Consider the following 25,064-nt stretch of genomic DNA (forward strand, 5'->3'; position numbering starts at 1 on the left):
CTCTTTATGCTGCCCGCAAGCCCATGCTATCGCTCTCGCCGTCATCTGTCAGGCGGGGGCGTTGCCGATGCATGTCTTGGTTGTGCAGAATTTTGAGGGCACCGGCCTTGGCCAGGTCGGTAAGGCACTGCGCGAGGCCGGCGCGCGCATCGATATCCGCAATGCCCATCTCGGCGATGAACTACCAGCCGACGCCGGCCGTTACGATGCCATCGTCGTGCTTGGCGGCGGCCAGAACGCGCTTGCCGACGATGAGTATCCCTATATCCCATCGCTGCTGGGGCTGATGCGCGATTTCGAGGCGCGCGACCGGGCGGTGCTCGGCATCTGCCTCGGCAGCCAGCTTCTGGCGCGCGCCTACGGCGCGGAAAACCTGATCGGCACTTCGCCGGAATTCGGCTGGCACCAGATCGAATTGCGCGACGAGGCCAGCGATGATCCGGTTTTCGCTGCACTGCCGCGGCAATTCACCAGCTTCCAGTGGCATGACGACACTTTCACCCTGCCTGAAGGCGCGGTGCATCTGGCCACCAACGCGGCGACCCGCCACCAGGCCTTCCGGGTCGGCCGCGCCGCCTACGGCTTCCAGTTTCATTTCGAAGCCGACCAGGAGCTGGTGCGGCAATGGAACGTCACCTTCGCCGACACGATCTCGCGCAATCAGCCCGGCTGGTTCGACCGTTTCGAGAGCGAAGAGGCGTACCATGCAATCCGCGCCGATGCCGCCGGCCTGGCGCTCGCCCGCGCCTGGGTCGCCGCCATCCAGCCGGTCTCCTGAAGACCTACTTCTTTCGTACGTGGCAGAAATAGCACGCGCATGAAATTGTGCGTTGCGGCATGCCCGGACTGCTGGTGGATGCGTGCGCGAAGGCCTAGAAGGGCGCCGCCGTCATGGAAGACCCCGAGGGTGAGGGGCGGGAACTTTCAGTGAGCTGCAACGTATTCGTAACAAGTTCATGTTGAAATAGAAAAGTTTCCACCGAGATGACCGCCTTGAAAGCCACGCTCCTGTCCCTCGCCATGTTCAGCGCCATTGTCATGTGGGGTGTGGGCATCTACAGCGCCGATGCGGCAGGCGACCACATGGTCAGCGACGGCTACGGCATCAGCGCGGCTCGCTACTGAGCCGGCAGAGACCTGTCAGCCGGCAGGCCTCGATCAGTTTTTCCGGTTTTCTCCGCGCCTATCCGGCGTTTCGAGGCTGATAAAGCAGCTCTGGCCCGACATCCTTGATGTCGCGCTTGCCGCACAGCGCCATTGTCGTGTCAAGCTCCTTGCGGATGATCTCCAGCGCCAGCGTCACGCCATCCTTGCCCAGCGCCCCCAGCCCATAGAGGAACGACCGGCCGATATATGTGCCCTTGGCGCCCAGGCACAGCGCCTTCAGCACGTCCTGGCCGGAGCGGATGCCGCCGTCGAAATGCACTTCGATCCTGTCGCCCACCGCGTCCGCGATTTCCGCCAGCACCGAGATCGATGACGGCGCGCCGTCGAGCTGGCGGCCGCCATGGTTGGAAACGATGATGGCGTCGGCCCCGGTTTGGGCCGCCATCAAGGCATCTTCCTTGTCGAGGATACCCTTCAGGATCAGCTTGCCGCCCCAGCGTTCCTTGATCCAGGCGACATCCTTCCAGGACAGTTGCGGATCGAATTGCTCGGCCGTCCAGGTCGAGAGCGACGACAGGTCCGTCACCCCCTTGGCATGGCCGGCGATGTTACGGAAGGTTCGCCGCTTGGTGCCCATCATGCCGAGGCACCAGCGTGGCCGCGTCACCATCTGGTAGATGTGCTTGGGCGTGAATTTCGGCGGCGTTGACAGCCCGTTCCTGATGTCCTTGTGGCGCTGGCCGAGGATCTGCAGGTCGAGCGTCAGCACCAAGGCCGAGCATTTGGCGGCTTTTGCCCTGTCGATCAGCCTTCCGACGAAATCGCGGTCGCGCATCACATAAAGCTGGAACCAGAAGGGCGCCGTGGTCGATTCGGCGATGTCCTCGATCGAGCACACGCTCATGGTGGAGAGCGTGAAGGGCACGCCGAAGGCCTCGGCCGCCTGTGCCGCCAGGATTTCGCCGTCGGCATGCTGCATGCCCGTCAGCCCGGTCGGTGCCAGCGCCACCGGCATCGACACCTTCTGGCCGATCATGGTCGATTCAAGCGTGCGGTTGGTCATGTCCACCAGCACCCGCTGCCGCAGCTTGATCTTGGCGAAGTCCTCCTCGTTTGCACGGTAGGTGCTCTGCGTCCACGAGCCCGAATCGGCATAGTCGAAAAACATCTTCGGCACGCGCCGCCGCGCCAGTTCCTTCAAATCGTTGATTTCGACGATGCCGTTCATGATGCCCGTTTCCGTGTCTGCTTATTTTGCGTTTTTCTGTCCGGCCGCGCCGATCCGCTGGCGCAGCCGCAATTTCGACACCCGTTGCCAGTCGCCGGTCCGTTCGGCGTCCTGCATCGAGCGTTCGACATAGGTGATATGGTCCATCGCCGCCTTGCGCGCAGCTAGCGGGTCGCCGCCGGCCACCGCCGCATGGATTTGCCGGTGTTGCTCAAGCAGCGCCTCGCGTGCGCCCGCCAGGCCGAAGATCACCAGCCGGTTCTGAAACACGTCGTCGGAAAGCAGCCGGTAGCAGGAGCGCAGAGTGTGCAGCAGGATGATGTTGTGCGCGCATTCGCCGATGGCGTGGTGGAACTCCACGTCGATCTCGGCTTCGTCCTCGAAATCGGCGCGCTCATGCGCCTCTTCCATGCGCACCATGATGCGCTGAAGCAGCGCCAGATCGTCCGCCGTGGCGCGGCGGGCGGCATATTCGGCCGCCACTCCTTCGATCTCGCGGCGATATTCCAGATAGTCGGCGGTCGCCTTGCGGTGGGTCGCGATCAGATCCACCACCGGCTTGCTGAACACCTGGCCGATCACATCAGCGACAAAGGTGCCGCCGCCATGGCGCGTTACCAGCAGCCCGCGCATTTCCAAGACCTTCAGCGCCTCGCGCAGGATCGGCCGCGACACTTCGAACTGCCGCGCCAGTTCACGTTCGCCCGGCAGCCGGTCGGCAACGCGCAGCACGCCCTCGAGGATCAGGCTCTCGATCTGCTGCACCACCTCGTCGGCGGTGCGCGAATGTTCGATCCGGGAGAAGATGTCGCTCAATCGGTCTGTCCAACAGGAATGGGCTAGGACTGCCCTGATACGGGCATTTTTGCCCAGGATAGACGCTGCGTGGCAAAGTGGTCAATTTATTTATCCATTTAGGGCTGCCGCGACTTCTGCCAACAGGAGGATGCGGCGGATGCGGGCGAATTTGCCCTTTGCTTCGCCATCCGATAGGGCATATTTGCTGCGCATTTCAGCCACAGGCAGCCAGGGGCGACAATGCCGGCCGACCGATCAAAGCTCGATTTCACCCCCCGCACGACCGGCAGCGTGATGGGTTTTCCCGCGCATGAAGGCCGCCCGGAAGCGATCGGCGAGGTGCATGCGCGGCCGCGGCCGCCGATCGAGGCGCCGCGCGTGCTGATCCAGCTTGCCTTCATGACCGAGGGCGGTTCCAGCGTCGATCATGCCGTGCTCGCCGAATTGTCGCGCCGGCTCGGCATCGCCGCGCCCGAGCGCCAGGCCCGCCACCATGCCTTGAAATGGGGGCAGGGCGCGCTGCGCTGGGAGCGCCATACCGAATTTTCGACCTATCTCTGGGAGGGCCCGCTGGAGCAGGGACCTGTCGATTCGCCCTTCGGCAACGGTTTTTCCCCGCCCGGCACCGTCATTTCCGGCATCAGGCTGGAGATCCGCAAATGGACGCCTGAAAACGAAAAGCTGATTGCGGCTTTCGATCCGGCGAGCCTGTCCTATTCGCTGGTCGAGAACGGCAAGGCCGGCATCGCCACCGATTTCCATCAGGACGGAGACGGGCTGACCCGCATTCTGGTGCTCGACCGCGGCATGTCGCCCTCACGCATCGGCGCGCTGTCGCAGCGCCTGATCGACATCGAGAATTACCGCACGCTGGCCATGCTCGGCCTGCCCATGGCGCAGTCGCTCTCGGCACGCGTGCGCCGTATCGAGGATCGCCTGGCCGAGATCACACGCGAGATGAAGGTTCCTGAAACGCGCGACAGCGAGGCCCTGTTGGCCGATCTCACCGAGCTTGCCGCCGAGTTGGAGGCCGATGCCGCCGCCAGCTTGTATCGCTTCGGTGCCAGCCGCGCCTATAACGGCATTGTCGAGGAGCGCCTTCACGCATTGGCGGAAGAGGCGGTACCCGGCTACGAAACCTGGCTCGGCTTCCTGCAGCGCCGCGTCGCGCCGGCCATGCGCACCTGCCGTTCGGTCGAGGAGCGCCAGGCCAATCTGTCGCGCAAGCTCACCCGCGCCACCCAGTTGCTGCGCACCTGGGTCGATGTCGAGGTCGAACGCCAGAACCGCGACCTGCTCGCCTCGATGAACAACCGCGCCCGCCTGCAACTGCGCCTGCAGCAGACCGTCGAGGGCCTGTCGGTCGCCGCCATTTCCTATTACGTGGTCGGCCTCGTCGGCTATCTCGCCAAGGCAACGTCGCTGTTCGGCACTGTGGTAAAGCCGGAATTGGTCACGGCCGCAGCCGTTCCGGTCGCTATCCTGCTGGTCTGGTGGACCGTGCGGCGCATCCGCCACTCGCATGACGATGGCGCCAAGACCCCGCCGGCGGGCGAGTAAGCGCGCAACGTCCTTGCAATCCTGCCAAGCGGCAGATTGACGCGACGACGCATCCCTGCGCGCGCCTTGTCCCGTCTGCCACCTTTGTCGTGTTTGCAGGCAGGAAAAATCACTGGTAAAAGCTTTTTACCAGTAGTGCATGATCCTGCAAAATGGACGACCGGTTGGAAGGATCATGCTTTGACGGGAAGTGAGGAGGAGACGCCGATGACCGGTCTGGTCATGCCGACGCCGGATACAGAGACGATGCGCCGCCGCGCCGAGATCGTGGCGGATATGCGCATCATCGTGCCGGGCGAGGGCGTGGTCGATACCGTCAACGAGATGCGCGCCTTCGAAAGCGACGGGCTGACCGCTTACCGGCAGTTGCCGCTGGTGGTGGTCCTGCCGGAAACAGTGCTGCAAGTCGCGAAAATCCTGAAATATTGCGACGAACGCGCAATCCGCGTCGTGCCGCGCGGGTCCGGCACTTCGCTTTCCGGCGGCGCATTGCCGCTGGAAGATGCCGTGCTTCTGGTCATGAGCCGCTTCAACCGCATCCTCGAGATCGACTATCCCAACCGCACCGTCACCGCCCAACCCGGCGTCACTAATCTCGGTATCACCCATGCTGTCGAGCAGGAGGGCTTCTACTACGCCCCCGATCCATCCTCCCAGATCGCCTGCTCTATCGGCGGCAATGTCGCGGAAAATTCCGGCGGTGTTCATTGCCTCAAATATGGGCTGACCGCCAACAATGTGCTCGGCATCGAGATGGTGCTGATGAATGGCGAGGTGGTGCGCCTTGGCGGCAAGCATCTGGATAGCGAGGGCTACGATCTGCTCGGCCTCATGACTGGTTCGGAAGGCCTGCTTGGCGTCGTCACCGAGGTTACGGTGCGTATATTGAAGAAGCCGGAAACGGCTCGGGCGCTGCTGATCGGCTTTCCCACCAGCGAGCAGGGTGGGCAATGCGTGGCCGACATCATCGGCGCCGGCATCATCCCAGGCGGCATGGAGATGATGGACCGCCCGGCCATCCATGCTGCGGAAGATTTCGTCAATGCCGGCTATCCGCTCGAATGCGAGGCGCTACTGATCGTCGAACTTGACGGGCCGGGCGTGGAGGTCGACCACCTCATCGACAAGGTGGAGGCGATCGCGCTCGCCAATGGCTCGACCACCTGCCGCATCTCGCAGTCGGAGGACGAGCGGCTCGCCTTCTGGGCTGGGCGCAAGGCGGCGTTCCCGGCGGTCGGCCGCATCTCGCCGGACTATTACTGCATGGACGGCACCATTCCGCGCAAGGAACTGCCGAGGGTTCTGGCCGGCATGCGCGCGCTTTCGGAAAAATACGGCTTGCGGGTCGCCAATGTCTTCCATGCGGGCGACGGCAATCTGCATCCGCTGATCCTCTACGATGCCAATATCCCAGGCGAACTGGACAAGGCCGAGGATTTCGGCGCCGACATTCTGCGCTTGTGCGTCAAGGTCGGCGGCGTGCTCACCGGCGAGCATGGCGTCGGCGTGGAAAAGCGCGACCTGATGCCGGAAATGTTCACCGAAATCGATCTCGACCAGCAGATGCGGGTCAAATGCGCCTTCGATCCGCAGCACCTGCTCAATCCGGGCAAGGTCTTCCCGCAACTTCGCCGCTGCGCCGAACTCGGCCGCATGCATATTTCCGGCGGCAAGCTGCCTTTCCCGGACATTCCGAGGTTTTGAGGATGGCTGGGATGGCTCAGGATAAAGGTTCCTCGCCCCCGCGAAGCGGGGGAGAGGTGGCTCGGGCGCAGCCCGAGACGGAGAGGGGGGCTCTCGAACAGCCGAGCAGACGCTCTTCGGAAAATATCGAGCGCGCCCGCCAGCTCCGCCAAGGCGACAATATGGCCGAGGCAATGCTGTGGAACGAACTGAAGGCAAAAGGGCTGGGCGGCTATAAATTCGTGCGGCAGATGCCGATAGGGCCGTATTTCGCGGATTTTGCCTGCCGAAAGGCCAGGCTGGTTGTCGAGTTGGATGGCAGCCAGCATGCCGACAGCGAATACGATCGACGGCGTGATGCGCTCATGCGCACTGAAGGCTTTTCGGTGTTGCGCTTCTGGAGCTCGGACGTCGTAAAGCAGACGCCCAGCGTTTGCGAAACTATTCTGGCCGTGCTCGACGGGCGACTCAACGAAGATACGGTTGCCCCGGACCTGAGGTTCATTCTAGCCCGAACGCCCGAAACGACAGAGGGAGGTGTCTGATGATCTCCCCCTCTCCGCCTCGCTGCGTTCGGCACCTCTCCCCCGCTTCGCAGGGGCGAGGAACCGGCACCCACCAAGGTCGCGGCTTTTCAGAACTTGGGTTCCTCGCCCCCATGAAAATGGGGGAGAGGTGCCGAGCGCAGCGAGGCGGAGAGGGGGCGCTTTGCGCGTCTGCATGCTCATGACCACCTTCACTCCCACCTCCGCCGCCGAGACGCTCTCCGTCATTCAATGGGCGCTGGCCAATGAAGCGCCGCTTGAAATCATCGGCCATGGCTCCAAGCGCGCACTTGGTCGCCCGATCCAGACCGAACACACGCTCGACCTGTCGAAGCTGTCCGGCGTCATGCTCTACGAGCCGGAAGAACTGGTGCTGTCGGCGCGTGCAGGCACGCCGCTGGCCGAGATCGAGACGCTGTTAGCCGAACACGGACAGCAGCTTGCCTTCGAACCGATGGATTATGCGCCTTTGCTGGGCACGCAGGAGGGCAGGGGCACCATCGGCGGCGTGCTTGCCGCCAATCTGTCCGGTCCGCGCCGGCTCAAGGCGGGCGCGGCGCGCGACCATATCCTGGGCATCAGCGCCGTTTCCGGCCGTGGCGAGGCCTTCAAGTCCGGCGGCCGCGTGGTCAAGAACGTCACCGGCTACGATCTCTCCAAGGCCATGGCCGGCTCCTGGGGCACGCTCGCCGCCGTAACCGACGTCACCTTCAAGGTGCTGCCGGCGGCCGAGACCGAAACCACGCTCGCTGTTCGCGGTCTGCTTGACGAGGATGCCGCGACCGCCATGTCGCTGGCACTCGGCTCCAGCGCCGAAGTGTCGAGTGCTGCCCATGTTCCTTATCCCGCAGTGACCCGCATCGCCGATGGCGCACTTGGCAGCGACGCCGCAACGCTGCTGCGGGTTGAAGGCTTCGGCCCGTCCGTCGACTACCGGCTGCGAACCCTGACCGATCTGCTGAAAAACGCCGGCACGATCGACACATTGGCGGCCGATCTTTCCAGAACAGTCTGGCGCGACATTAGCGATTGCGTTCCCTTCGCCGATGGCAGCGAGCGTCCGGTCTGGCGCGTTTCCATGGCGCCCAACGAGGCGCATCGCATGGTCATGGCATTGCGTATGCAGGCGGCTTGCGACGCCTTCTACGATTGGCAGGGTGGCCTGGTCTGGCTGCGCATGGAGGCCGATCCGGAAGCCGAGGTGTTGCGCCATCTGGTGAAGAAATCCGGCGGCGGCCACGCCACGCTGGTGCGGGCCAGCCATGCGCTGCGGGCCGCTTTGCCGGTATTCGAGCCGCAGCCGCCAGCGCTTGCAGCCCTTGCCGCCCGGCTGAAACAGCAATTCGATCCGAAGGGCATTCTCAATCCCGGCCGTATGGTCCCTGCTGCCGGCTCTGCTAGTCTGCCGCCCGTCCACACAGAGGAGGCGACATCATGAGCGATACCGGCAACCAACCGACCGCCCCGCGCCAGACCGACCGCTGGCTGGAGCCGGGCAAGACCAATGTGCAGGTCATCTATGTCCTTTATCTCGCCGGGCTGGTCATCGGCATCAGCGGGCTGGTCGGCATCGTGCTTGCCTATATCAATCGCGGCAAGTCCGAGGCCTGGATCGAGACGCATTACACTTACATCATCCGCACATTCTGGATCGGCCTGCTCTATGCGCTGATCTCCTGCGTGCTGCTGCTGGTCTTCATCGGCATGTTCCTGCTGTTTGCGGTTGCCGTGTGGTTCATCGCCCGCTGCATCGTCGGCCTGCAGGCGGTCGGGCGCGGCGAGCCGGTCAGGAACCCGCAAAGCTGGCTTATCTGACTACAGGAATCTCGCCGTGCAGACCAATTTCACCCTTGCCCAGCTTGCCGATCCGCATGTGGCGGAATCGGAAAAGATCCTGCGCAAATGCGTGCATTGCGGCTTCTGCACGGCGACCTGCCCGACCTATGTGACGCTCGGCAACGAGTTGGATAGTCCGCGCGGCCGCATCTATCTCATCAAGGACATGCTGGAAGGCGGGAGGCCGGCAGACAAGGAGATCGTCACCCATATCGACCGCTGCCTGTCCTGCCTCGCCTGCATGACCACCTGTCCGTCCGGCGTCAATTACATGCATCTGGTCGACCACGCCCGTGCCCATATCGAACAGACCTACAAGCGCCCGCTGGCCGACCGGCTGATCCGCGCCGTGCTCGCCGCCGTGCTGCCCTATCCGTCGCGGTTCCGCTTCGCGCTCGGACTGGCAAAGCTCGGCAAGCCTTTTGCCAAAGCCTTCGATGCAATCCCGGCATTGCATCCGCTCGGTGCGATGCTGAAGCTGGCGCCAGGCTCCGTGCCGCCTGCTTCGCCCTTGGCCTTGCCCGGCAACCATGCCGCGAAGGGCCAGCGCCTGGGCCGTGTCGCCATCCTCACCGGCTGTGCCCAGCCCGTGCTCGATCCCGCCATCAATGCGGCGACTATCAGTCTGTTGACCCGCCTCGGCATCGAGGTGGTGGTGCCCAAAGGCGAAGGTTGCTGCGGCGCGCTGGTCCACCATATGGGTCGGGAAGGGGATGCGCTGGATTTTGCCCGCCGCAATGTCGATGTCTGGACGCGGGAGATCGAAAATGGCGGGCTCGACGCCATCATCATCACCGCGTCGGGCTGCGGCACCACCATCAAGGATTACGGCTTCATGCTGCGGCTCGATCCTGCCTATGCCGAGAGGGCGGCGCTTGTTTCGGCGCTCGCCAAGGACGTCACCGAATATCTCGCCACGCTCGACCTGCCCGAACCGGCGTTCAGACCCGGCCTGACCGTGGCCTATCACTCGGCCTGTTCCATGCAGCATGGCCAGAAGATAACGCGCCAGCCCAAGGACCTTCTGGCGCGCGCTGGTTTTGTGGTGAAGGAGCCGCGCGAAGGGCATCTGTGCTGCGGCTCGGCCGGCACCTACAACATCCTGCAGCCGGAAATCTCGGTCCGCCTGCGCGACCGCAAGGTCGGCAATATAGAAGCGACCGGCGCCGACCTCGTCGCCACCGGCAATATCGGCTGCATCACCCAGATCGCCTCCGCCGCCCGTCTGCCGATCCTGCACACGGTGCAGTTGCTCGACTGGGCCTATGGCGGGAAGAAGCCCGAGGCACTTGCTGAAGGCTGAGCCGCCTTACTCCGCCGCCACCTTGCTTTCCGTCGCGTAGGTCGACTGGTAGAGCGCGCGCTGGCGCGAGAGCGCCACCATCGTATTTCGCAGCAGGATCGCCACCGTCACCGGCCCGACGCCGCCCGGCACCGGCGTGATCCAGGATGCCACTTCCTTCACGCTCTCGGTGTCGACGTCGCCGACCAGCCGGCTGTTGCCGTCCGGGCCGACCTCCGAATTGATGCCGATATCGATGACCGCTGCGCCCGGCTTCACCATGTCGGCCTTGATCAGCCGCGCCTTGCCGACGGCCACGAATAGCGCATCGGCACGTCTTGCATGGGCCGCCACCGAGCGCGTCATGTGGTGGCACACCGTCACCGTCGCCCCCTCGCTCATCAGCAGGAAGGCGATCGGCTTGCCGACAATCTCGGAGTGGCCGACGATCACCACTTCCAGCCCCTTGAGGTCGAGTCCGGTCGCCTTCAGCAATTCCACCGAGGCCGCGGCCGTGCAAGGCGCAAGGTCGAGGTCGTTATAGACGATGTTGCCGATGGAGGAGGGATGCATGCCCTCCACATCCTTCAACGGGTGGATCGCGCCCTGGATCGCCTTGATCGGGATATGCGAGGGCACCGGCCGCTGGATGATGATGCCGGTCACGCGCGGGTCGGCATTCATGCCGTGGATCGCCGCTTCCAGTTCCTCGGCGGTGATTTCAGCCGGAAAGGGGCGTTCCTCGAAATCGATGCCGACCTTCTCGGCCTTGGCGCGCTGGTTGCGGACATAGACATCCACCGCTGCGACATCGCCCACGGTGATGGAGACGAGGCGCGGCTTGAAACCTTCCCCCGTTGCCTTCTCGGCGGCGGCGCGCACTTCGTCCATGATGCGGGCGGCGACCGGTGCGCCCTTTAGATAGCGATTGTCGTCAAGAGGCATTTTCAGGTCTCCTTCGGCAGCGGCAGACTAATCGGTTCAAGTCAGGCAGGCCGGCAACCGCCCGTCTCTCCGGCGCGGCCCACCGACACATACCATAAAGAATAATAGTTTCACATTAGGAAAATATAACGCAAACCCTATTTTTCGGGACTTTATAGCCCGTCGCAGCGGATCTGGCAGTGCGACAAAACGAAAGGGCGGGTCGCAAATCGGCTGAAAGCAGGAAAGGGCGGCACGATGGCAACCGCGCCGCCCTTTCTTCGGCATCGTCCGATGCCGCTCCGGTCCGTCCCCCGGACTAACGATTCAGATCAGGGCGAGCCGAAAATGATGAGTTTCGAGAACCGGAGCGGAGCGTACTGAAGTACGTGAGCACCGGAAGCGCAGAAAATCGTCATTTGCAGGCCGCCCTGGCCTGAATCTAACTCACGATCACCTGCGTCCCCACCTTCACCCGCTCGTAAAGGTCGATGACGTCCTCGTTGCGCATGCGGATGCAGCCGGAAGACACCGCCCCGCCGATCGTCCAGGGCTGGTTGGTGCCGTGGATGCGATAGAGCGTCGAGCCGAGATAGAGCGCCCGCGCCCCGAGCGGATTGGCCGGGCCGCCGGCCATATGCACCGGCAGTTCGCGGCCCTTGGCGCGCTCGCGCTTGATCATCTCGGCCGGCGGGCGCCAGTCGGGCCATTCGCGCTTCTGAGTGACCTTGTGGGTGCCTGCCCATTCGAAGCCCGGCTTGCCGGTGCCGACGCCATAGCGCCGCGCCTGGCCGTTGCCCTCCACCAGATAGAGGAAATTCTCCTTGGTATCGATGATTATGGTGCCGGGCTTGTGCGGCCCGTCATAGGCAACCGTCTGCGGCAGATAGATCGGGTCGATCTGCGGGCGCATCTCGCGCTTTGCCGGCCGCGCGGGGACTGCCGCCGTGCGCTGCAAGTCCGGCTGCGCCTGCTGCCGCACTTTGGGCTCATAGCGCCTGTCGAAGCGCGGCTCGGCCGCATAGGGCTGAACGACGCGCCTGCTGGTTTCCATTTGCTGGCGTACCTGCCGGCGCACCACTTTGCCGGGCTGGTGGCCAAGCTGCATCACCCACGGCGCTGCAAGGTCGGGGCTCACCACCACAGGCGGTCGTTCCATATAGCGGTCGTTTGCTTGCGCCGGCACGGCAAGACCGGCGATGAGGGCTGCTGCCCCCAGCAGGAGAATCTGTTTCATGGACGCACTCTTAAACGCGATCGTCAACAAGCGCGGGCCAACCCCACGCCCCGCGTTGATCCTGTCCGGTCGGGCACCACTGAAACGTGAATCGGAATGCGTAAAATGCGATTCTTTGCCTAAACCTTTTTGTGTGGTTACCGGCCGGTTCAGGAATCTGGTAAAGGCCGGGTAAAGCCGCGATTGCGAGCGTTAACAACCGGGAATTGCAATGGAAACCGAAAAGACCGGCTTGCTGGAAGGCGAAGATGGCATCGTGCGCTGTGCCTGGCACGGCAACCTGCCGGATTATCTTCACTATCACGATCACGAATGGGGCCGGCCTGTCGCCGATGACAAGCGCCTGTTCGAAAAGATCTGCCTGGAGGGCTTCCAGTCCGGCCTGTCCTGGCTCACCATCCTGCGCAAGCGCGAGAATTTCCGCCGCGCTTTCGCCGGGTTCGACTTCGAGCGCGTCGCCGAATTCACCGATGCCGATGTCGAGCGCCTGCTTGGCGATGCCGGCATTGTGCGTCATCGCGGCAAGATCGTCTCGACCATCAACAATGCGCGTCGCGCCCGCGATCTTGCCGAGGAAGCCGGCTCGCTCGCCGCCTGGTTCTGGAAGTTCGAGCCCGGCGCAGACGAGCGCCCGCAACGCTTCGACTATGCCACGCTGATCGCCAATCCCACCACGCCGACCTCCACCCGCATGTCGAAGGAATTGAAAAAGCGCGGCTGGAGCTTTGTCGGCCCTACCACGGTCTATGCCTTCATGCAGGCGATGGGGATGGTCAACGACCATATCGAGGGCTGCGTGTGCCGCGCCGAAATCGAACGTGAACGCGCCGCCTTCAAGCGGCCATAAGCTTGGGTTCCCGCCTTTTCCGAACCTGGGTTCCTCGCCCCTCTGGGGAGAGGTGCCGAGCGCAGCGAGGCGGAGAGGGGGGTGCGAAGCGGTCGGCGTAGCCGATCAATCGACAAGGATTTGTCGATTGAAGCGACGAATGCCCGGAGCCATAGCGGAGGGCAGGGTTTCTGCCCCGAAAGCGTGGACAGAATCCATCCACCTTCGCCCGCAAGCCCTTGCCACACCTGCCTTTGCCCACCCACGCGGCACTTTCTCATCCCCACCTTGCGCTTGTGCCCTCATAATCTTGGCATCGCCCTCGCGGGAACACGGGTCATGAACCGGATGAGCGTGGAGGGGACGGTGCCGGATCGGTGACGCGATGGTGGCGTTGCTGGGTGATGAGCCCTCAGGTCCGGGCCTTGGAGGGCGGCTTTGCCGGCAGGAGCCGGCATCCCGCACTCAAGGCAAGAACACCGGCGGGGCGCGAAGGTCGCGCCACATAACATAACTTAGGACGGCAAGGCCCTCGCGCCCCGCTTCCCATGTTCTTTGACAATGGCCAGACGCATTTGCGGGCGTGGCAATGGAAAACTGTGGCTAAGACCTTTCAGGACCTGGGTTCCTCGCCCCTCTGGGGAGAGGTGGTTTGCGAAGCAAACCGGAGAGGGGGGGCTTCGGCACGAGACGCATGACGAGGGCGATTGCGCTCTGTCGCAAAAACCCCTCTCCGGCTCACTGCGCTCGCCACCTCTCCCCAGAGGGGCGAGGAACCTTCTCCACCTACAGAACAAAGCCAAAGCGCGGTCACAACCCTTGCCGCTCCCCGGCGCATAAGTTAGGACACCGACGCTGCCGGAAATCGCGGCACAAGCATTATGAGAGTGACGACGCCATGGCCGAAAAATCGGAGAAAATGAAGGCGCGGCAGCCGCGCGGTTTTGCCGATCGGTCGGCCGAGGACATTCGCGCCGTCGACAAGATGATGGCGACGATCCGCGAAGTCTACGAGCTTTACGGTTTCGAGCCGGTCGACCAGCCGATGGTCGAATATACCGACGCGCTCGGTAAGTTCCTGCCCGACCAGGACCGGCCCAATGAGGGTGTCTTTTCCTTCCAGGACGATGACGAACAGTGGCTGTCGCTGCGCTACGATCTCACCGCGCCGCTTGCCCGCTATGTCGCCGAAAATTACGAGCGCCTGCCCAAGCCCTATCGCAGCTACCGCGCGGGCTGGGTATTTCGCAACGAGAAGCCGGGGCCGGGCCGCTTCCGCCAGTTCATGCAGTTCGACGCCGATACCGTCGGCACGCCGGGCGTGGCGGCCGATGCCGAAATGGCGATGATGATGGCCGATGTCATGGAAGCGCTCGGCATCGCCCGCGGCGACTATGTCATCCGCGTCAACAATCGCAAGGTGCTCGACGGCGTGCTGGAGGCGATCGGCCTTGGCGGCGACGAAAATGCCGGTCGCCGCCTCACCGTGCTGCGCGCCATTGACAAGCTCGACAAGTTCGGCCCGGAGGGCGTGCGCCTTCTGCTCGGCCCCGGCCGCTGGGACGGCGGCAAGGAAGGCGAGGGCGATTTCACCAAGGGCGCGGGGTTGGGCGAGGCCGAAATCGCCAAGGTGCTCGCCTATATCGAGACCGGCGAGATCGAGGCCAATGAAGGCGTCGAGGAATTGGCGCAGATCAAATCGCTTTGCGCAGCAGCCGGCTATGATGACGGCCGCATCAAGATCGACCCCTCCGTCGTGCGCGGCCTCGAATATTACACCGGCCCGGTCTATGAGGCCGAGCTTCTGGCCGAAATCCCCAATGAGGACGGCCAGATCGTGCGCTTCGGCTCGGTCGGCGGCGGCGGCCGCTATGACGGGCTGGTCTCGCGCTTCCGCGGCGAACCGGTGCCGGCGACGGGCTTTTCCATCGGCGTGTCGCGGCTGATGACGGCGCTGAAGAATCTCGGCAAGCTCGACATGTCCGATGTCGTCGCCCCGGTCGTCGTGCTGGTGATGGACAAGGACACGGAAAGCCTCGGCCGCTATCAGAAGATGGTGGCGGAACTGCGTAAGGCCGGCATCCGCGCCGAGCTTTATCTTGGCGGCGCCGGCATGAAGGCGCAGCTCAAATATGCCGACCGGCGCGGCAGTCCTTGCGCCGTCATCCAGGGCGGCGACGAGCGCGAGCGCGGCGAGGTGCAGATCAAGGACCTGATCGAGGGCAAGCGCCTGTCGGAGGAAATCGCCGACAATGCCGAATGGCGCGCCGCCCGCCCCGCGCAGGTTACGGTGAAGGAAGACGAACTGGTCGCGGCGGTGAAGAAGATTCTGGCCGCGCAGGCGGAAGAGCGCAGCCGTGGAAAGTGAGTGTATCCCCTTTCGGCGGTCGGCGCTGCCCCTCATCCCCCTGGCGGGACCTTCTCCCCGTATCACGGGGAGAAGGGGGGTGGCTGCGACGCCGACGCCCCCCTCGCCCCGTTTACGGGGAGAGGGTAAGGGTGAGGGGCAGCATCTGACGTCGGCTGCGAGGTGCCGGTCATGACCCCCCGCTACCCCGCCATCGCGCCAGACATCGTCAAGCTCTTCGCCGCGCGCGGAGCCGATCCGGTCGATGTGGCGATCATCCAGCCGGCCGATCCGTTCCTCGACATGGCCGGCGAGGATTTGCGCCGCCGCATTTTCCTGACCGAGAGCGAGACCGGCGAGACGCTGTGCCTGCGTCCGGAATTCACCATTCCGGTCTGCCTCGACCATATCCGCACGCAATCGGGCACGCCGCGCCGCTATTCCTATCTTGGCGAGGTGTTCCGCCAGCGCCGCGAGGGCGGCAACGAGTTTTTCCAGGCCGGCATCGAGGACCTTGGCGACCAGGACACGGCCCGCGCCGATGCGCGCTCCATCGCCGATGCCCACGCACTGCTGCAACTGGTGTTGCCCGGCACGGAATTGAAGGTCATGCTTGGCGACCAGTCGGTTTTCGAGGCGGTGCTGGCAGCCCTCGGCCTGCCGCGCGGCTGGCGCATGCGGCTTGCCCGCGCCTTCGGCACGGCGGAGAAGCTTGCAGCCGCACTCGACGATCTGGCGACCCCGCCGCGCAACGGCGCATTGCCCGAACCGGCCGCCTCGCTGGTGGCTGATGGCGATGCCGAGACGCTGGCGAACCACCTTGCCGAGGGCATGGCGGCAATCGGGCTTTCCCCTTCGGCTGGCCGCACCCCGGCCGAGATTGCCCGCCGGCTGATCGAAAAGGCCGAATTGCGCAGCGTGCGGCTGTCTGGCGAAGCGCTCGCGGCGCTGAAGACTTTCTTGGAGATTGATGTTCCGCTTGCCGAAGCGGCCGGCGCGTTGCGCGATTTTGCCGGCGGTGCCGCCTTGTCTCTCGGTGCTGCGCTTGACGGTTTCGAAGCGCGCATGGATGCCATCGCCGAACATGGCTTGCCGCTCGGCTCCATCCGCTATGACGCCGGCTTCGGCCGTCCGCTCGATTATTATACCGGCCTGGTGTTCGAGATATTGGCGGATGACGAGCGGGTGCTCGCCGGTGGCGGGCGCTATGATCGCCTGCTGACCCTGCTTGGCGCCAAAAGTTCCATTCGCGGTGTCGGTTTCTCGGTCTGGCTCGACCGCATCGAGGGGCTTCGGGAGAGCGGCAAATGACGATCACGCTCGCCATTCCCTCCAAGGGTCGCCTGAAAGAGCAGACGCTTGATGTGTTGGCCAAGGCAGGGCTTTCCGTCAGCCTGCCCGATGACGATCGTGCCTATCGTGCCCGTATCGAAACCCTGGCGGATGTCGAGGTGGCGTTCCTGTCGGCATCCGAAATCGCCGGAGAGATCGGCAAGGGCGCCGTCGATCTCGGCATCACCGGTGAGGACCTGTTGCGCGAGACTGTGCCGGATTGGGAGACGAAAGCCGAGATTTCGGCGCGGCTGGGCTTCGGCCATGCCGATGTCGTGGTGGCCGCGCCCGAAATCTGGCTCGATGTCGACACCATGGCCGACCTTGACGATGTGGCGGCCGAATTCCGCCAGCGTCACGGCCGCCGCCTGCGCATCGCCACCAAATATTGGCGGCTGACCCAGCAGTTCTTTTCGCAAAAGCATGGCATCCAGGTCTATCGCATCGTCGAAAGCCTGGGCGCGACCGAAGGCGCTCCGGCGGCGGGCTCGGCCGATGTCATTGTCGACATCACCTCGACCGGCTCGACGCTGCGCGCCAACCACCTGAAGATCCTTCAGGATGGCGTCATCCTGCGTTCGCAGGCCTGCCTGGTCACCGCGAAAAAGCCGCGCGATCCGGTCGATGAAAAGGCGCTGGAGGCGATCGTTACTGCAGTTTCACGCAGTCTGCGGTAGCAGCCGGTCGCGCAGGCCGCGCAAGGTCTTGGCGAGTTCCACGCATTCCTCGTCGCGGATGCTGTGACGCCGCCAGGCAAGGCAGATGCGGCGCGAGGGCATCGGCTCGGTGAAGGGCACGATCTTCAGGTTCCGCACAGTGCCCGCTGCCTTGGCCGCCATTTCGGGGATGAGCGTGACACCGAGCCCATGCGCCACCATCTGCAGCAGGGTGGTCAGGCTGGTTGCGCCATAGCTTGCCATCGCCACCGGCTTCACATCCCCACAGACTGCTAGCGCCTGCTCGCGCAGGCAGTGCCCTTCTTCCAGCAGCATCAGGCGTTCCAGCGCCGGGCTGTCCGGCGCCACCGGTGGTGCGGTAAAGCCCGGATCGTTTTCAGCCACTGCCAGAAAGAACCGGTCCTCGAACAATTCCTCCTCGACCAGCCCCGGATAGTCGAGCGGCATCGCCGCGACAAACCCATCGATCCGTCCGGCTGCGGTTTCCTCGATCAGCGTATCCGTCACCGCTTCCCGCAACTCCAGCACCAGTGCCGGAAAGCGGGTTTTCAGTTCCGGCAGCAATAGCGGCAGAAGATAGGGCGCGACGGTGGGAATGATCCCCAGCCGGAATTTCCCTTCCATGGCCGAGCGGCCGCGCCTTGCCAAAGTTTCCACGTCCCGTATGTCGGACAGGATGTTTTCGATGCGTGGCAGGAGTTCATGTGCCTCCGGCGTCATGGTGACGGATTTTCCGCCTCGCTCGAACAACAGGCATCCGAGTCGTTCTTCCATCTCCGCCATCTGTGCTGACAGCGCCGGCTGGGTGACGCCGACAAGTTCCGCCGCCCGGCCGAAATGCAGCGTCTGCGCCAGCGCGTGGAAATACAGCATTTGTCGGACAGTCAAGCGTATCATCGGAAAAAATTATCAATGTAAGCAGAAAAGGCAATTTGTTTTTATCGGCAAAATGCCTAGATTAGAACCATTCAAGACTGGGCCGGCTCGGTCTCCAGTGAAGCCCTTCAACATTTCAACCCGTTGATAAGGAGGCGAAAGCCATGACCAAGACGACTTTGACCACCTCCGCCGGAGCCCCCGTTCCGGACAACCAGAATTCCATTACCGCCGGCGAGCGCGGCCCGGTCCTTCTGCAGGACTACCAGCTCATCGAAAAGCTGGCCCACCAGAACCGTGAGCGCATTCCCGAGCGCGCCGTCCACGCCAAGGGCTGGGGTGCGCATGGCACCCTCAAGATCACCGGCGATATTTCGAAATACACCAAGGCAAAGGTTCTCCAGCCGGGTACGGAGACGCCGCTGATCCTGCGCTTCTCCACTGTTGCCGGCGAAATGGGTGCAGCCGATGCCGAGCGCGACGTGCGCGGCTTTGCCATCAAGTTCTACACCGAGGAAGGCAACTGGGACCTGGTCGGCAACAACACGCCGGTCTTCTTCGTGCGTGACCCGGTCAAGTTCCCGGACTTCATCCACACCCAGAAGCGCCATCCCAAGACCAATCTGCGTTCCGCCACCGCGATGTGGGACTTCTGGTCGCTGTCGCCGGAGGCCCTGCATCAGATCACCATCCTGATGTCGGATCGCGGCTTGCCGACCGACGTCCGCCACATCAATGGCTACGGCTCGCACACCTATTCGCTGTGGAACGACGCCGGCGAGCGCTATTGGGTCAAATTCCACTTCAAGACCATGCAGGGCCACAGGCACTGGACGAATGAGGAAGCCGAGAAGGTCATCGGCAAGACCCGCGAGTCGACCCAGGAAGACCTCTACAACGCGCTCGAGCGCGGCGAATTCCCCAAGTGGAAGGTCCAGGTCCAGATCATGCCCGAACTGGATGCGGAAAAGACGCCCTACAATCCGTTCGACCTCACCAAGGTCTGGCCGCATGCCGACTATCCACCCATCGACATCGGCGTGATGGAGCTCAACCGCAATCCGGAGAACTATTTTGCCGAGATCGAGAACGCGGCGTTCTCGCCATCCAACATCGTTCCCGGCATCGGTTTCTCGCCCGACAAGATGCTGCAGGCGCGCATCTTCTCCTATGCGGACGCCCATCGTCACCGCCTCGGCACGCATTATGAGAGCATTCCGGTCAACCAGCCGAAATGCCCGGTCCATCACTACCATCGCGACGGACAGATGAACGTCTATGGCGGTATCAAGACCGGCAATCCGGATGCTTACTACGAGCCGAATTCCTTCGGCGGCCCGGTCGAGCAGCCGGCAGCCAAGGAGCCGCCGCTGCGTATTTCCGGCGATGCCGACCGCTACAATCATCGCATCGGCAATGACGACTACGGCCAGCCGCGTGCCCTGTTCAATCTGTTCGACGAGGGCCAGAAGAACCGTCTCTTCTCCAACATCGCGGCTGCCATGGGCGGTATTCCGCAGCATATCGAAGAGCGGCAGCTTGCCCATTTCGACAAGATCCACCCGGATTACGGCAATGGCGTGCGTCGCGCGCTGAGCGCTGCGGACGGGCGGGAGCGTCGGGCTATCTCGATCACGGAAAACACGCCCCAGGAAGCCGCCGAGTAATCACGGTTTCCTCGACGATTGCAGGCAGGCGCGGAGCAATCCGCGCCTGCTTTGCTTCGGGCGTCTTCCCCCGACAAAATCGATTTCCGATTTCCCGCCTTATGGGTTAGGCAGGACTCCTCTCGGGTTGCCGAAATAGGGATCACCATATGCGACTTGGCGGACGACTGGCTGCGGCCATCGAGATTCTTGAAGACATCGACAAGCAGCAGCGGCCGGCCGCGGATGCGCTGAAGGACTGGGGTGTCTCGCATCGCTTCGCCGGAGCCGGCGACAGGGCTGCCATCGGCAACATCGTCTATGATGGCCTGCGCCGCAAGCGCTCGGCCGGCTGGCTTCTGGGGGATGATACGCCCCGTGCGATCGGCTTCGGTGTGCTCCTGCTGGAATGGCGCGAGACGGTACAATCGCTCAACGAAGCTCTCGAAGGCGACAAGTTCGCTCCCCCTCCGCTCAATCTGGATGAGTTGCAGGCGATTGCCGCGCGTGATCCTGAAGCCGCTCCGGACCCTGTCCGCGCCGACTGTGCCGACTGGTGCGCGCCCCTGCTGCAGCGGGCATTCGGGGATGAATGGGTGAACGAGGCTTCCGGTCTTGCAGAACGGCCGCCATTGGATCTGCGGGTAAACACGCTGAAGGCGGATCGCGCCAAGATGCTGGCCGAATTGGCAGAAACTGGCGCGGTGCCGACAAGGCTTGCGCCCAATGGTCTGCGTATCGCGCCCGTCGACGGGGCGGGGAGGCATCCGAACGTTCAATCAGACCCGGCATTCCGCCAGGGTTGGTTCGAAGTTCAGGACGAAGGCTCGCAAGCCGCGGCCGAATTGGTCGGAGCCAGGCCCGGCATGCAGGTGCTGGACTATTGCGCGGGGGCAGGTGGGAAGACCCTGGCACTGTCGGCGGCGTTGGAAAATCACGGCCAGATTTTCGCGCATGATTCGGAAAAAGGACGGCTGGCGCCGATCTTCGAGCGCATTCAGCGCTCCGGTAGCCGCAATATTCAGGTTGCGTCGAAATCGGCCGAATTGGCGGATTTGAGGGGACGGATGGATTGCGTTCTGGTCGATGCGCCTTGCACCGGCAGTGGCACCTGGCGCCGGCGTCCGGATGCCAAATGGCGGCTCACCCAGCGCCAACTCGATGTCCGCAAGGCCGAACAGGCGGCAATTCTGGAGGCCGCAAGCGCCTATGTGAAGCCCGGCGGGCATCTGGTCTATGTCACCTGCTCGGTCTTTGACGAGGAGAACCGCGACCAGATCGATGCATTCCTGGCCCGCGAGACTGAATTTGCCCCGGTGGACCACCATGCACTCTGGGAGGAGCGCTTTCCGGCCGAGAAAGCGCGCATCGACGGGGAGAGGGGAGTTTCGCTGACCCCGGCACGCAGCGGGACCGACGGCTTTTTTATCGCAAAGCTGCGCCGCAATTTTTGATGCCTGGAGCAGGGGGCGTTCTGACGAACGCAATTTGCGCAACGCCAGACGATTCGTTTGGCTGCAAAATGCTCTAGCAATATTGCGGTGCAATATTGCCAATTGCCCATGAGAGATGACTTTGCGATAAACGACGATCTCAAGACGGACGCGATCAATGGCAGCCACCATCGTAGCCTCGGCGAATTCAGAAGAGCGGGTACGGGCTTCCTTTGCCCGCCAGCAGGCAATGTCCACTATCGGTGCGACATTGACGGTCGTTACGCCGGGCACGGTGGAAATCGAGATGCCCTATTCGCAGGCGCTGACCCAGCAGCACGGCTTCCTTCACGCAGGGATCATCTCGACCGCGCTGGATTCGGCCTGCGGTTATGCCGCCTATTCCTTGATGCCGGAAAATGCAGCCGTGCTCACCATCGAGTTCAAGGTCAATCTGCTGGCGCCCGGCCGCGGCGAGCGGTTTTTGTTCCGTGGCTCGGTCACCAAACCAGGCCGCACCATCATCGTCGCAGACGGACAGGCCTATGCTTTCGCCGCCGATGGTGAGGCAAAGCTGATCGCTACAATGACCGGGACGCTGATGACCGTCCTCGGCCGCGGCGATATCGAAGGCTGAAATGCCGACCCGGCAAGTATCGGCAAAATCGGTGCCCGGCCTGGTGCCCGATACGACGCGTTTCATGGTCGTGGGCGGCAAGAAGCTCTTGTTCGTGATGGCGCTCGAAGCGGAATTCGGACCCCGTCTGCGGGAACTCATCACGCCCTTCATGACCGGGGTGGGGCCTGTGGAAGCAGGTGTCATGTTGGGTGCCGAACTCGCCCGGCTGAGGAGCGAGGACAACCTGCCCGATCTCGTCGTGTCATTGGGGTCGGCGGGCAGCCGCACCTTGCAGCAAGCCGAAATCTATCAGGTTGCGTCCATATCCTACCGCGATATGGACGCTTCCGTGCTTGGGTTTGAGAAGGGGATCACCCCATTCCTCGATCTCCCGGCCACCATTCCGATAGAATTGCGGATACCCGGCATCGAGGCCGCACGCCTCTCCACTGGGGCTTCGATCATTTCAGGCGCCGGCTATGATGCCATCGGCGCCGATATGGTCGATATGGAAACCTTCGCCATTCTGCGCGCCTGCCAAATCTTCGACGTTCCGCTCGTCGGTCTGCGCGGCATATCGGATGGGGCGTCCAATCTGAATCACATCGACGATTGGACCAGATATCTGGAGATCATCGATGAAAAACTGGCGGCCGCAATCGGCCTGCTGAGGAAGTCGATCCTTGAAGGTGCCTTGGTCGTCTAAGGTCTCGGGGGCCTTCCCTTGCAAGGCAGGCGTTCAGGTGATTGCCGGTCGGTCAGCTATTTATGCCGGCTCGCTGTCGGCAGACCGATAGACCTTGATGACGTTGAGTTCATGCGTGCGCCCGTCGCGCGCGGTCCACTGTATGGATTGTCCCGGCGCAAGGCCAAGCAGCGCCGTTCCGATCGGCGTGAGGATGGAAACCTTGCCGGCGGAAATGTCGGCATCGCCCGGGAAAACGAGGGTGACCGTCTTTGATTCGCCGGTATCCGGCTTGAATTCCACGGTCGAGCCCATCTGCACGATATCGTCGCTCATCGAACTGTCCGGCGTGACCCGTGCGCGGTCGAGTTCGGCAAAGAGTTCGTCCGCCACTTCGGCGTTGCGCTCCGCAGTCGTGTTGGCCAGCGTCGACAGCCTTGCATGGTCGGTTGCGGAGATCTTGATATTCGGCTTGCGCCGCGCCTTTGTCTTTTCCTGCATTTGAGCACTCATATGTGTTGAATCCGGCAGACCTGCGCCGGGCGGCGGCTGCTCTGGTTGAGAAATTGTCCTGGAATGCGCCTATGCAGCCGGTAGGGAGCTCATTGCTGCGTAGAATGTCATGTGGTGTTTAACGTACTCTCCCCCGAAGCTCGGGGGCGCATGAAAGCCGAGCCGGGGGCTACACTCCCGCGATGGGGCAAACCCGAAAAAAACTGCTGCGAATGTCGACCAGGGCGTTCATGCAGGAACTGTCCCTTAGTCGCGTGAGGAAGTCAAGCATGACGTGAAAACGCCATGCTGGCCAATAAGCCGCCCAATGAGGTCGGTCACCTCACATCTTTGAAGGGGGGACGGCTCTACTCGAACCGTCCCCTTGGCAGTCAGGACAATTCAGACTGCGAGATATTTGTTCCGCAGTTCGACATTGTCGAGCACTTCCTTGGCCGATCCGTCGAAGACGATCTGGCCCATGTCGAGGATCAGGGCGCGATTGGCAAGTTCCAGCGCTGCCACGGCATTCTGCTCGACGATGATGGTGGTGATGCCGAGGCTTTTGATCTGCTGGACGATGCGCTCGATCTCCTGCACGATCACCGGTGCAAGCCCTTCATAGGGTTCGTCGAGCAGCAGAAGCTTGATGTCGCGTGCCAGCGCGCGCGCCACGGCAAGCATCTGCTGCTCGCCCCCCGAGAGTGTGACACCATCCTGCTTGCGCCTTTCGGCAAGCCGGGGGAAATGTTCGTAGATTTTCTCCAGCGGCCAGCCTTTCGGCTCGGCGATCTGGGCGAGGACCAGGTTCTCCTCCACCGACAGTCCGGGGATGATGCGGCGATCCTCCTGGACGAGCTGGATGCCTTTCTGCGCCGCCTGGAAATCGCGCAGCGTGTGGATGGCGCTGCCGCCGAGATAGATTTCGCCTTTTTTCAATTCGGGGTCGGTAGCCCTTGCCAGTGTGCGCAGTGTGGAAGTCTTGCCGGCGCCGTTGCGGCCGAGGAGGGCGACGATATCGCCTTCATTGACATCGAAGGACACGCCCTGGACGATGTAGCTCTCGCCATAGTAGGCGTGAATGTCGCGGACGCTGAAATAGCCTGCCCCTGCGGGGGTCACCGCCTGTTCGATGGCTTTGGCATCCGGCATTGTCATCGCGTTCATTGGCGCGGCCCTCCCAGATAGGCTTCCTGTACTTTCGGATTTCCCTTCACCTCGTCGGGCGTCCCGTCGGCAATGATCTGGCCTTGCGCCAGCACGCTGATGCGATCGGCCAGCGAAAAGACGACATGCATGTCGTGCTCGATGATGATCTTGGTCATTCCGCGCGCCTTGATCTTGCGCAGAAGGTCGATCGTCGAGTTGGTGTCGTGGCGCGACATGCCGGCGGTCGGCTCGTCAAGAAGCAGCAGGCGAGGGCGCTGGATGAGGCCCATGGCGAGTTCCAGCCGGCGCTTGTCGCCGCGCGACAGGCTTGCCGCGGTCATATCCTTCTGGTCCTTGAGGCCGACATCCTCCAGCCAGTGCTCGGCCTCGTCACGGATGTCGTGCTGGTTGGACACGGTCTGGATGGCATTGAGCCTGAAGGCACCGTCGCGCTTGGCGAAGGCAGGAACCATGACATTCTGCAGCAGGGTCAAATCCGGGAATATCTCCGGCGTCTGGAAAACGCGGACCACGCCCATCTGGTTGATCTCGTGCGGCTGCTTGCCGGTGATGACCTCGCCATCGAAGACCACGGCGCCGGTGTCGGGCGGGATGCGGCCGATGCAGACATTGAGAAGCGTCGACTTGCCGGCACCGTTAGGCCCGATGATGGCATGGGTCGTGCCTTCCATGACCTGGAGATCGACATCGGAGAGGGCCTTGAGGCCCCCGAAGCTCTTGTGGACGTCGGCGACATGGAGAACGACATTGGACATCGACAT

At 63.1% G+C, this 25,064-nt stretch carries 24 protein-coding genes; 16 read left to right on the top strand and 8 right to left on the bottom strand.

From position 1 onward, the window contains the following. Positions 1-67: 67 nt before the first annotated feature. On the top strand, positions 68-778 hold the full coding sequence (locus EET67_RS02515; protein ID WP_128624609.1) for a type 1 glutamine amidotransferase: 711 nt from the start codon (positions 68-70) through the stop codon (positions 776-778). 206 nt (positions 779-984) lie between these two features. After that, on the top strand, positions 985-1,125 hold the full coding sequence (locus EET67_RS25530) for a hypothetical protein (RefSeq protein ID WP_165899766.1): 141 nt from the start codon (positions 985-987) through the stop codon (positions 1,123-1,125). A gap of 58 nt (positions 1,126-1,183) precedes the next feature. Here EET67_RS25530 and EET67_RS02520 read toward each other — a convergent pair whose 3' ends face one another. Both EET67_RS02520 and EET67_RS02525 read right to left on the bottom strand, forming a co-directional pair. Continuing rightward, complete coding sequence (locus EET67_RS02520) at positions 1,184-2,335, bottom strand: alpha-hydroxy acid oxidase (protein ID WP_128624610.1); 1,152 nt, start codon at positions 2,333-2,335, stop codon at positions 1,184-1,186. A gap of 21 nt (positions 2,336-2,356) precedes the next feature. Then, a complete protein-coding gene (locus EET67_RS02525) occupies positions 2,357-3,151 on the bottom strand; it encodes an FCD domain-containing protein (RefSeq protein WP_128624611.1) in 795 nt (264 codons plus the stop codon). Between the two features lie 222 nt (positions 3,152-3,373). On the opposite strand from EET67_RS02525, the gene EET67_RS02530 reads away from it, so the two are divergent. The 6 genes from EET67_RS02530 to glcF all read left to right on the top strand — a co-directional run bounded on the left by EET67_RS02530 (position 3,374) and on the right by glcF (position 10,060). After that, a complete protein-coding gene (locus EET67_RS02530; protein ID WP_128624612.1) occupies positions 3,374-4,693 on the top strand; it encodes a DUF3422 family protein in 1,320 nt (439 codons plus the stop codon). A gap of 207 nt (positions 4,694-4,900) precedes the next feature. Next, the gene (locus tag EET67_RS02535) at positions 4,901-6,397 is read left to right on the top strand and encodes an FAD-linked oxidase C-terminal domain-containing protein (RefSeq protein ID WP_128624613.1); all 1,497 of its coding nucleotides are present in this window, start codon (positions 4,901-4,903) and stop codon (positions 6,395-6,397) included. An 11-nt stretch (positions 6,398-6,408) separates the two neighbouring features. Further along, positions 6,409-6,921, top strand: coding sequence for an endonuclease domain-containing protein (locus EET67_RS02540; protein ID WP_128624614.1), 513 nt, complete (start codon positions 6,409-6,411; stop codon positions 6,919-6,921). Positions 6,922-7,102: 181 nt separating this feature from the next. Next, entirely contained in the window at positions 7,103-8,359 is a 1,257-nt protein-coding gene (gene glcE / locus EET67_RS02545) for a glycolate oxidase subunit GlcE (RefSeq protein WP_128624684.1), read from the top strand. After that, a complete protein-coding gene (locus EET67_RS02550; protein ID WP_128624615.1) occupies positions 8,356-8,736 on the top strand; it encodes a DUF4870 family protein in 381 nt (126 codons plus the stop codon). The genes glcE and EET67_RS02550 overlap by 4 nt, the downstream gene beginning before the upstream one ends. 16 nt (positions 8,737-8,752) lie before the next feature. Continuing rightward, positions 8,753-10,060: a glycolate oxidase subunit GlcF gene (gene glcF, locus EET67_RS02555; protein ID WP_128624616.1), complete on the top strand. Its 1,308-nt coding sequence runs from the start codon at positions 8,753-8,755 to the stop codon at positions 10,058-10,060. 6 nt (positions 10,061-10,066) lie between these two features. On the opposite strand, the gene EET67_RS02560 is transcribed toward glcF, so the two are convergent. Both EET67_RS02560 and EET67_RS02565 read right to left on the bottom strand, forming a co-directional pair. Next, positions 10,067-10,990 (bottom strand): bifunctional 5,10-methylenetetrahydrofolate dehydrogenase/5,10-methenyltetrahydrofolate cyclohydrolase, encoded by a 924-nt coding sequence (locus EET67_RS02560; RefSeq protein ID WP_165899776.1) that lies wholly within the window; start codon positions 10,988-10,990, stop codon positions 10,067-10,069. A gap of 415 nt (positions 10,991-11,405) precedes the next feature. Continuing rightward, a complete protein-coding gene (locus EET67_RS02565) occupies positions 11,406-12,200 on the bottom strand; it encodes a L,D-transpeptidase (RefSeq protein WP_128624618.1) in 795 nt (264 codons plus the stop codon). Between the two features lie 211 nt (positions 12,201-12,411). Here EET67_RS02565 and EET67_RS02570 point away from each other — a divergent pair, with 211 nt between their 5' ends. The 4 genes from EET67_RS02570 to hisG all read left to right on the top strand — a co-directional run bounded on the left by EET67_RS02570 (position 12,412) and on the right by hisG (position 17,382). Beyond that, entirely contained in the window at positions 12,412-13,047 is a 636-nt protein-coding gene (locus EET67_RS02570) for a DNA-3-methyladenine glycosylase I (RefSeq protein ID WP_128624619.1), read from the top strand. Positions 13,048-13,924: 877 nt separating this feature from the next. After that, positions 13,925-15,394 (top strand): histidine--tRNA ligase, encoded by a 1,470-nt coding sequence (gene hisS, locus EET67_RS02575; protein ID WP_128624620.1) that lies wholly within the window; start codon positions 13,925-13,927, stop codon positions 15,392-15,394. Positions 15,395-15,565: 171 nt separating this feature from the next. After that, positions 15,566-16,684 (top strand): ATP phosphoribosyltransferase regulatory subunit, encoded by a 1,119-nt coding sequence (locus EET67_RS02580; RefSeq protein WP_128624621.1) that lies wholly within the window; start codon positions 15,566-15,568, stop codon positions 16,682-16,684. Further along, positions 16,681-17,382: an ATP phosphoribosyltransferase gene (hisG, locus tag EET67_RS02585; protein ID WP_128624622.1), complete on the top strand. Its 702-nt coding sequence runs from the start codon at positions 16,681-16,683 to the stop codon at positions 17,380-17,382. Before EET67_RS02580 ends, hisG begins: the two co-directional genes overlap by 4 nt. Here the strand turns inward: hisG and EET67_RS02590 are convergent. Next, on the bottom strand, positions 17,365-18,279 hold the full coding sequence (locus EET67_RS02590) for a hydrogen peroxide-inducible genes activator (protein WP_128624623.1): 915 nt from the start codon (positions 18,277-18,279) through the stop codon (positions 17,365-17,367). The genes hisG and EET67_RS02590 overlap by 18 nt on opposite strands. Positions 18,280-18,422: 143 nt before the next feature. Here EET67_RS02590 and katA point away from each other — a divergent pair, with 143 nt between their 5' ends. The 4 genes from katA to EET67_RS02610 all read left to right on the top strand — a co-directional run bounded on the left by katA (position 18,423) and on the right by EET67_RS02610 (position 22,662). Further along, positions 18,423-19,925 (top strand): catalase KatA, encoded by a 1,503-nt coding sequence (gene katA, locus EET67_RS02595; protein WP_128624624.1) that lies wholly within the window; start codon positions 18,423-18,425, stop codon positions 19,923-19,925. A 149-nt stretch (positions 19,926-20,074) separates the two neighbouring features. Next, positions 20,075-21,358, top strand: coding sequence for an RsmB/NOP family class I SAM-dependent RNA methyltransferase (locus EET67_RS02600; protein ID WP_128624625.1), 1,284 nt, complete (start codon positions 20,075-20,077; stop codon positions 21,356-21,358). A gap of 157 nt (positions 21,359-21,515) precedes the next feature. Further along, on the top strand, positions 21,516-21,974 hold the full coding sequence (locus EET67_RS02605; protein ID WP_128624626.1) for a PaaI family thioesterase: 459 nt from the start codon (positions 21,516-21,518) through the stop codon (positions 21,972-21,974). Between the two features lie 64 nt (positions 21,975-22,038). Continuing rightward, on the top strand, positions 22,039-22,662 hold the full coding sequence (locus tag EET67_RS02610) for a 5'-methylthioadenosine/S-adenosylhomocysteine nucleosidase (RefSeq protein WP_128624685.1): 624 nt from the start codon (positions 22,039-22,041) through the stop codon (positions 22,660-22,662). Between the two features lie 60 nt (positions 22,663-22,722). On the opposite strand, the gene rnk is transcribed toward EET67_RS02610, so the two are convergent. The 3 genes from rnk to EET67_RS02625 all read right to left on the bottom strand — a co-directional run bounded on the left by rnk (position 22,723) and on the right by EET67_RS02625 (position 25,064). Next, a complete protein-coding gene (gene rnk, locus EET67_RS02615) occupies positions 22,723-23,142 on the bottom strand; it encodes a nucleoside diphosphate kinase regulator (protein WP_128624627.1) in 420 nt (139 codons plus the stop codon). Positions 23,143-23,535: 393 nt separating this feature from the next. Further along, positions 23,536-24,291, bottom strand: a complete 756-nt coding sequence (locus EET67_RS02620) for an ABC transporter ATP-binding protein (protein WP_245450687.1) — start codon at positions 24,289-24,291, stop codon at positions 23,536-23,538. A 5-nt stretch (positions 24,292-24,296) separates the two neighbouring features. Continuing rightward, positions 24,297-25,064 carry an ABC transporter ATP-binding protein gene (locus EET67_RS02625; RefSeq protein WP_210211086.1) on the bottom strand — a complete coding sequence of 256 codons (768 nt, stop codon included), beginning with the start codon at positions 25,062-25,064 and terminating at the stop codon, positions 24,297-24,299.

Source organism: Borborobacter arsenicus (assembly GCF_003934165.1).
In the GTDB taxonomy this organism is placed as follows: Bacteria; Pseudomonadota; Alphaproteobacteria; order Rhizobiales; family Rhizobiaceae; genus Pseudaminobacter; species Pseudaminobacter arsenicus.

What these genes read in the sequence shown, in the direction of transcription:
- EET67_RS02515 (WP_128624609.1), top strand. Translation starts at nt 68, where the DNA reads ATGCATGTCTTGGTTGTGCAGAATTTTGAGGGCACCGGCCTTGGCCAG.
- EET67_RS25530 (WP_165899766.1), top strand. Translation starts at nt 985, where the DNA reads ATGACCGCCTTGAAAGCCACGCTCCTGTCCCTCGCCATGTTCAGCGCC.
- EET67_RS02520 (WP_128624610.1), bottom strand. Translation starts at nt 2,335, where the DNA reads ATGAACGGCATCGTCGAAATCAACGATTTGAAGGAACTGGCGCGGCGG.
- EET67_RS02530 (WP_128624612.1), top strand. Translation starts at nt 3,374, where the DNA reads ATGCCGGCCGACCGATCAAAGCTCGATTTCACCCCCCGCACGACCGGC.
- EET67_RS02535 (WP_128624613.1), top strand. Translation starts at nt 4,901, where the DNA reads ATGACCGGTCTGGTCATGCCGACGCCGGATACAGAGACGATGCGCCGC.
- EET67_RS02540 (WP_128624614.1), top strand. Translation starts at nt 6,409, where the DNA reads ATGGCTCAGGATAAAGGTTCCTCGCCCCCGCGAAGCGGGGGAGAGGTG.
- glcE (WP_128624684.1), top strand. Translation starts at nt 7,103, where the DNA reads ATGACCACCTTCACTCCCACCTCCGCCGCCGAGACGCTCTCCGTCATT.
- EET67_RS02550 (WP_128624615.1), top strand. Translation starts at nt 8,356, where the DNA reads ATGAGCGATACCGGCAACCAACCGACCGCCCCGCGCCAGACCGACCGC.
- EET67_RS02565 (WP_128624618.1), bottom strand. Translation starts at nt 12,200, where the DNA reads ATGAAACAGATTCTCCTGCTGGGGGCAGCAGCCCTCATCGCCGGTCTT.
- EET67_RS02570 (WP_128624619.1), top strand. Translation starts at nt 12,412, where the DNA reads ATGGAAACCGAAAAGACCGGCTTGCTGGAAGGCGAAGATGGCATCGTG.
- hisS (WP_128624620.1), top strand. Translation starts at nt 13,925, where the DNA reads ATGGCCGAAAAATCGGAGAAAATGAAGGCGCGGCAGCCGCGCGGTTTT.
- EET67_RS02580 (WP_128624621.1), top strand. Translation starts at nt 15,566, where the DNA reads ATGACCCCCCGCTACCCCGCCATCGCGCCAGACATCGTCAAGCTCTTC.
- hisG (WP_128624622.1), top strand. Translation starts at nt 16,681, where the DNA reads ATGACGATCACGCTCGCCATTCCCTCCAAGGGTCGCCTGAAAGAGCAG.
- EET67_RS02590 (WP_128624623.1), bottom strand. Translation starts at nt 18,279, where the DNA reads ATGATACGCTTGACTGTCCGACAAATGCTGTATTTCCACGCGCTGGCG.
- katA (WP_128624624.1), top strand. Translation starts at nt 18,423, where the DNA reads ATGACCAAGACGACTTTGACCACCTCCGCCGGAGCCCCCGTTCCGGAC.
- EET67_RS02600 (WP_128624625.1), top strand. Translation starts at nt 20,075, where the DNA reads ATGCGACTTGGCGGACGACTGGCTGCGGCCATCGAGATTCTTGAAGAC.
- EET67_RS02605 (WP_128624626.1), top strand. Translation starts at nt 21,516, where the DNA reads ATGGCAGCCACCATCGTAGCCTCGGCGAATTCAGAAGAGCGGGTACGG.
- EET67_RS02610 (WP_128624685.1), top strand. Translation starts at nt 22,039, where the DNA reads ATGGTCGTGGGCGGCAAGAAGCTCTTGTTCGTGATGGCGCTCGAAGCG.
- rnk (WP_128624627.1), bottom strand. Translation starts at nt 23,142, where the DNA reads ATGCAGGAAAAGACAAAGGCGCGGCGCAAGCCGAATATCAAGATCTCC.
- EET67_RS02620 (WP_245450687.1), bottom strand. Translation starts at nt 24,291, where the DNA reads ATGACAATGCCGGATGCCAAAGCCATCGAACAGGCGGTGACCCCCGCA.
- EET67_RS02625 (WP_210211086.1), bottom strand. Translation starts at nt 25,064, where the DNA reads ATGTCGATGTCCAATGTCGTTCTCCATGTCGCCGACGTCCACAAGAGC.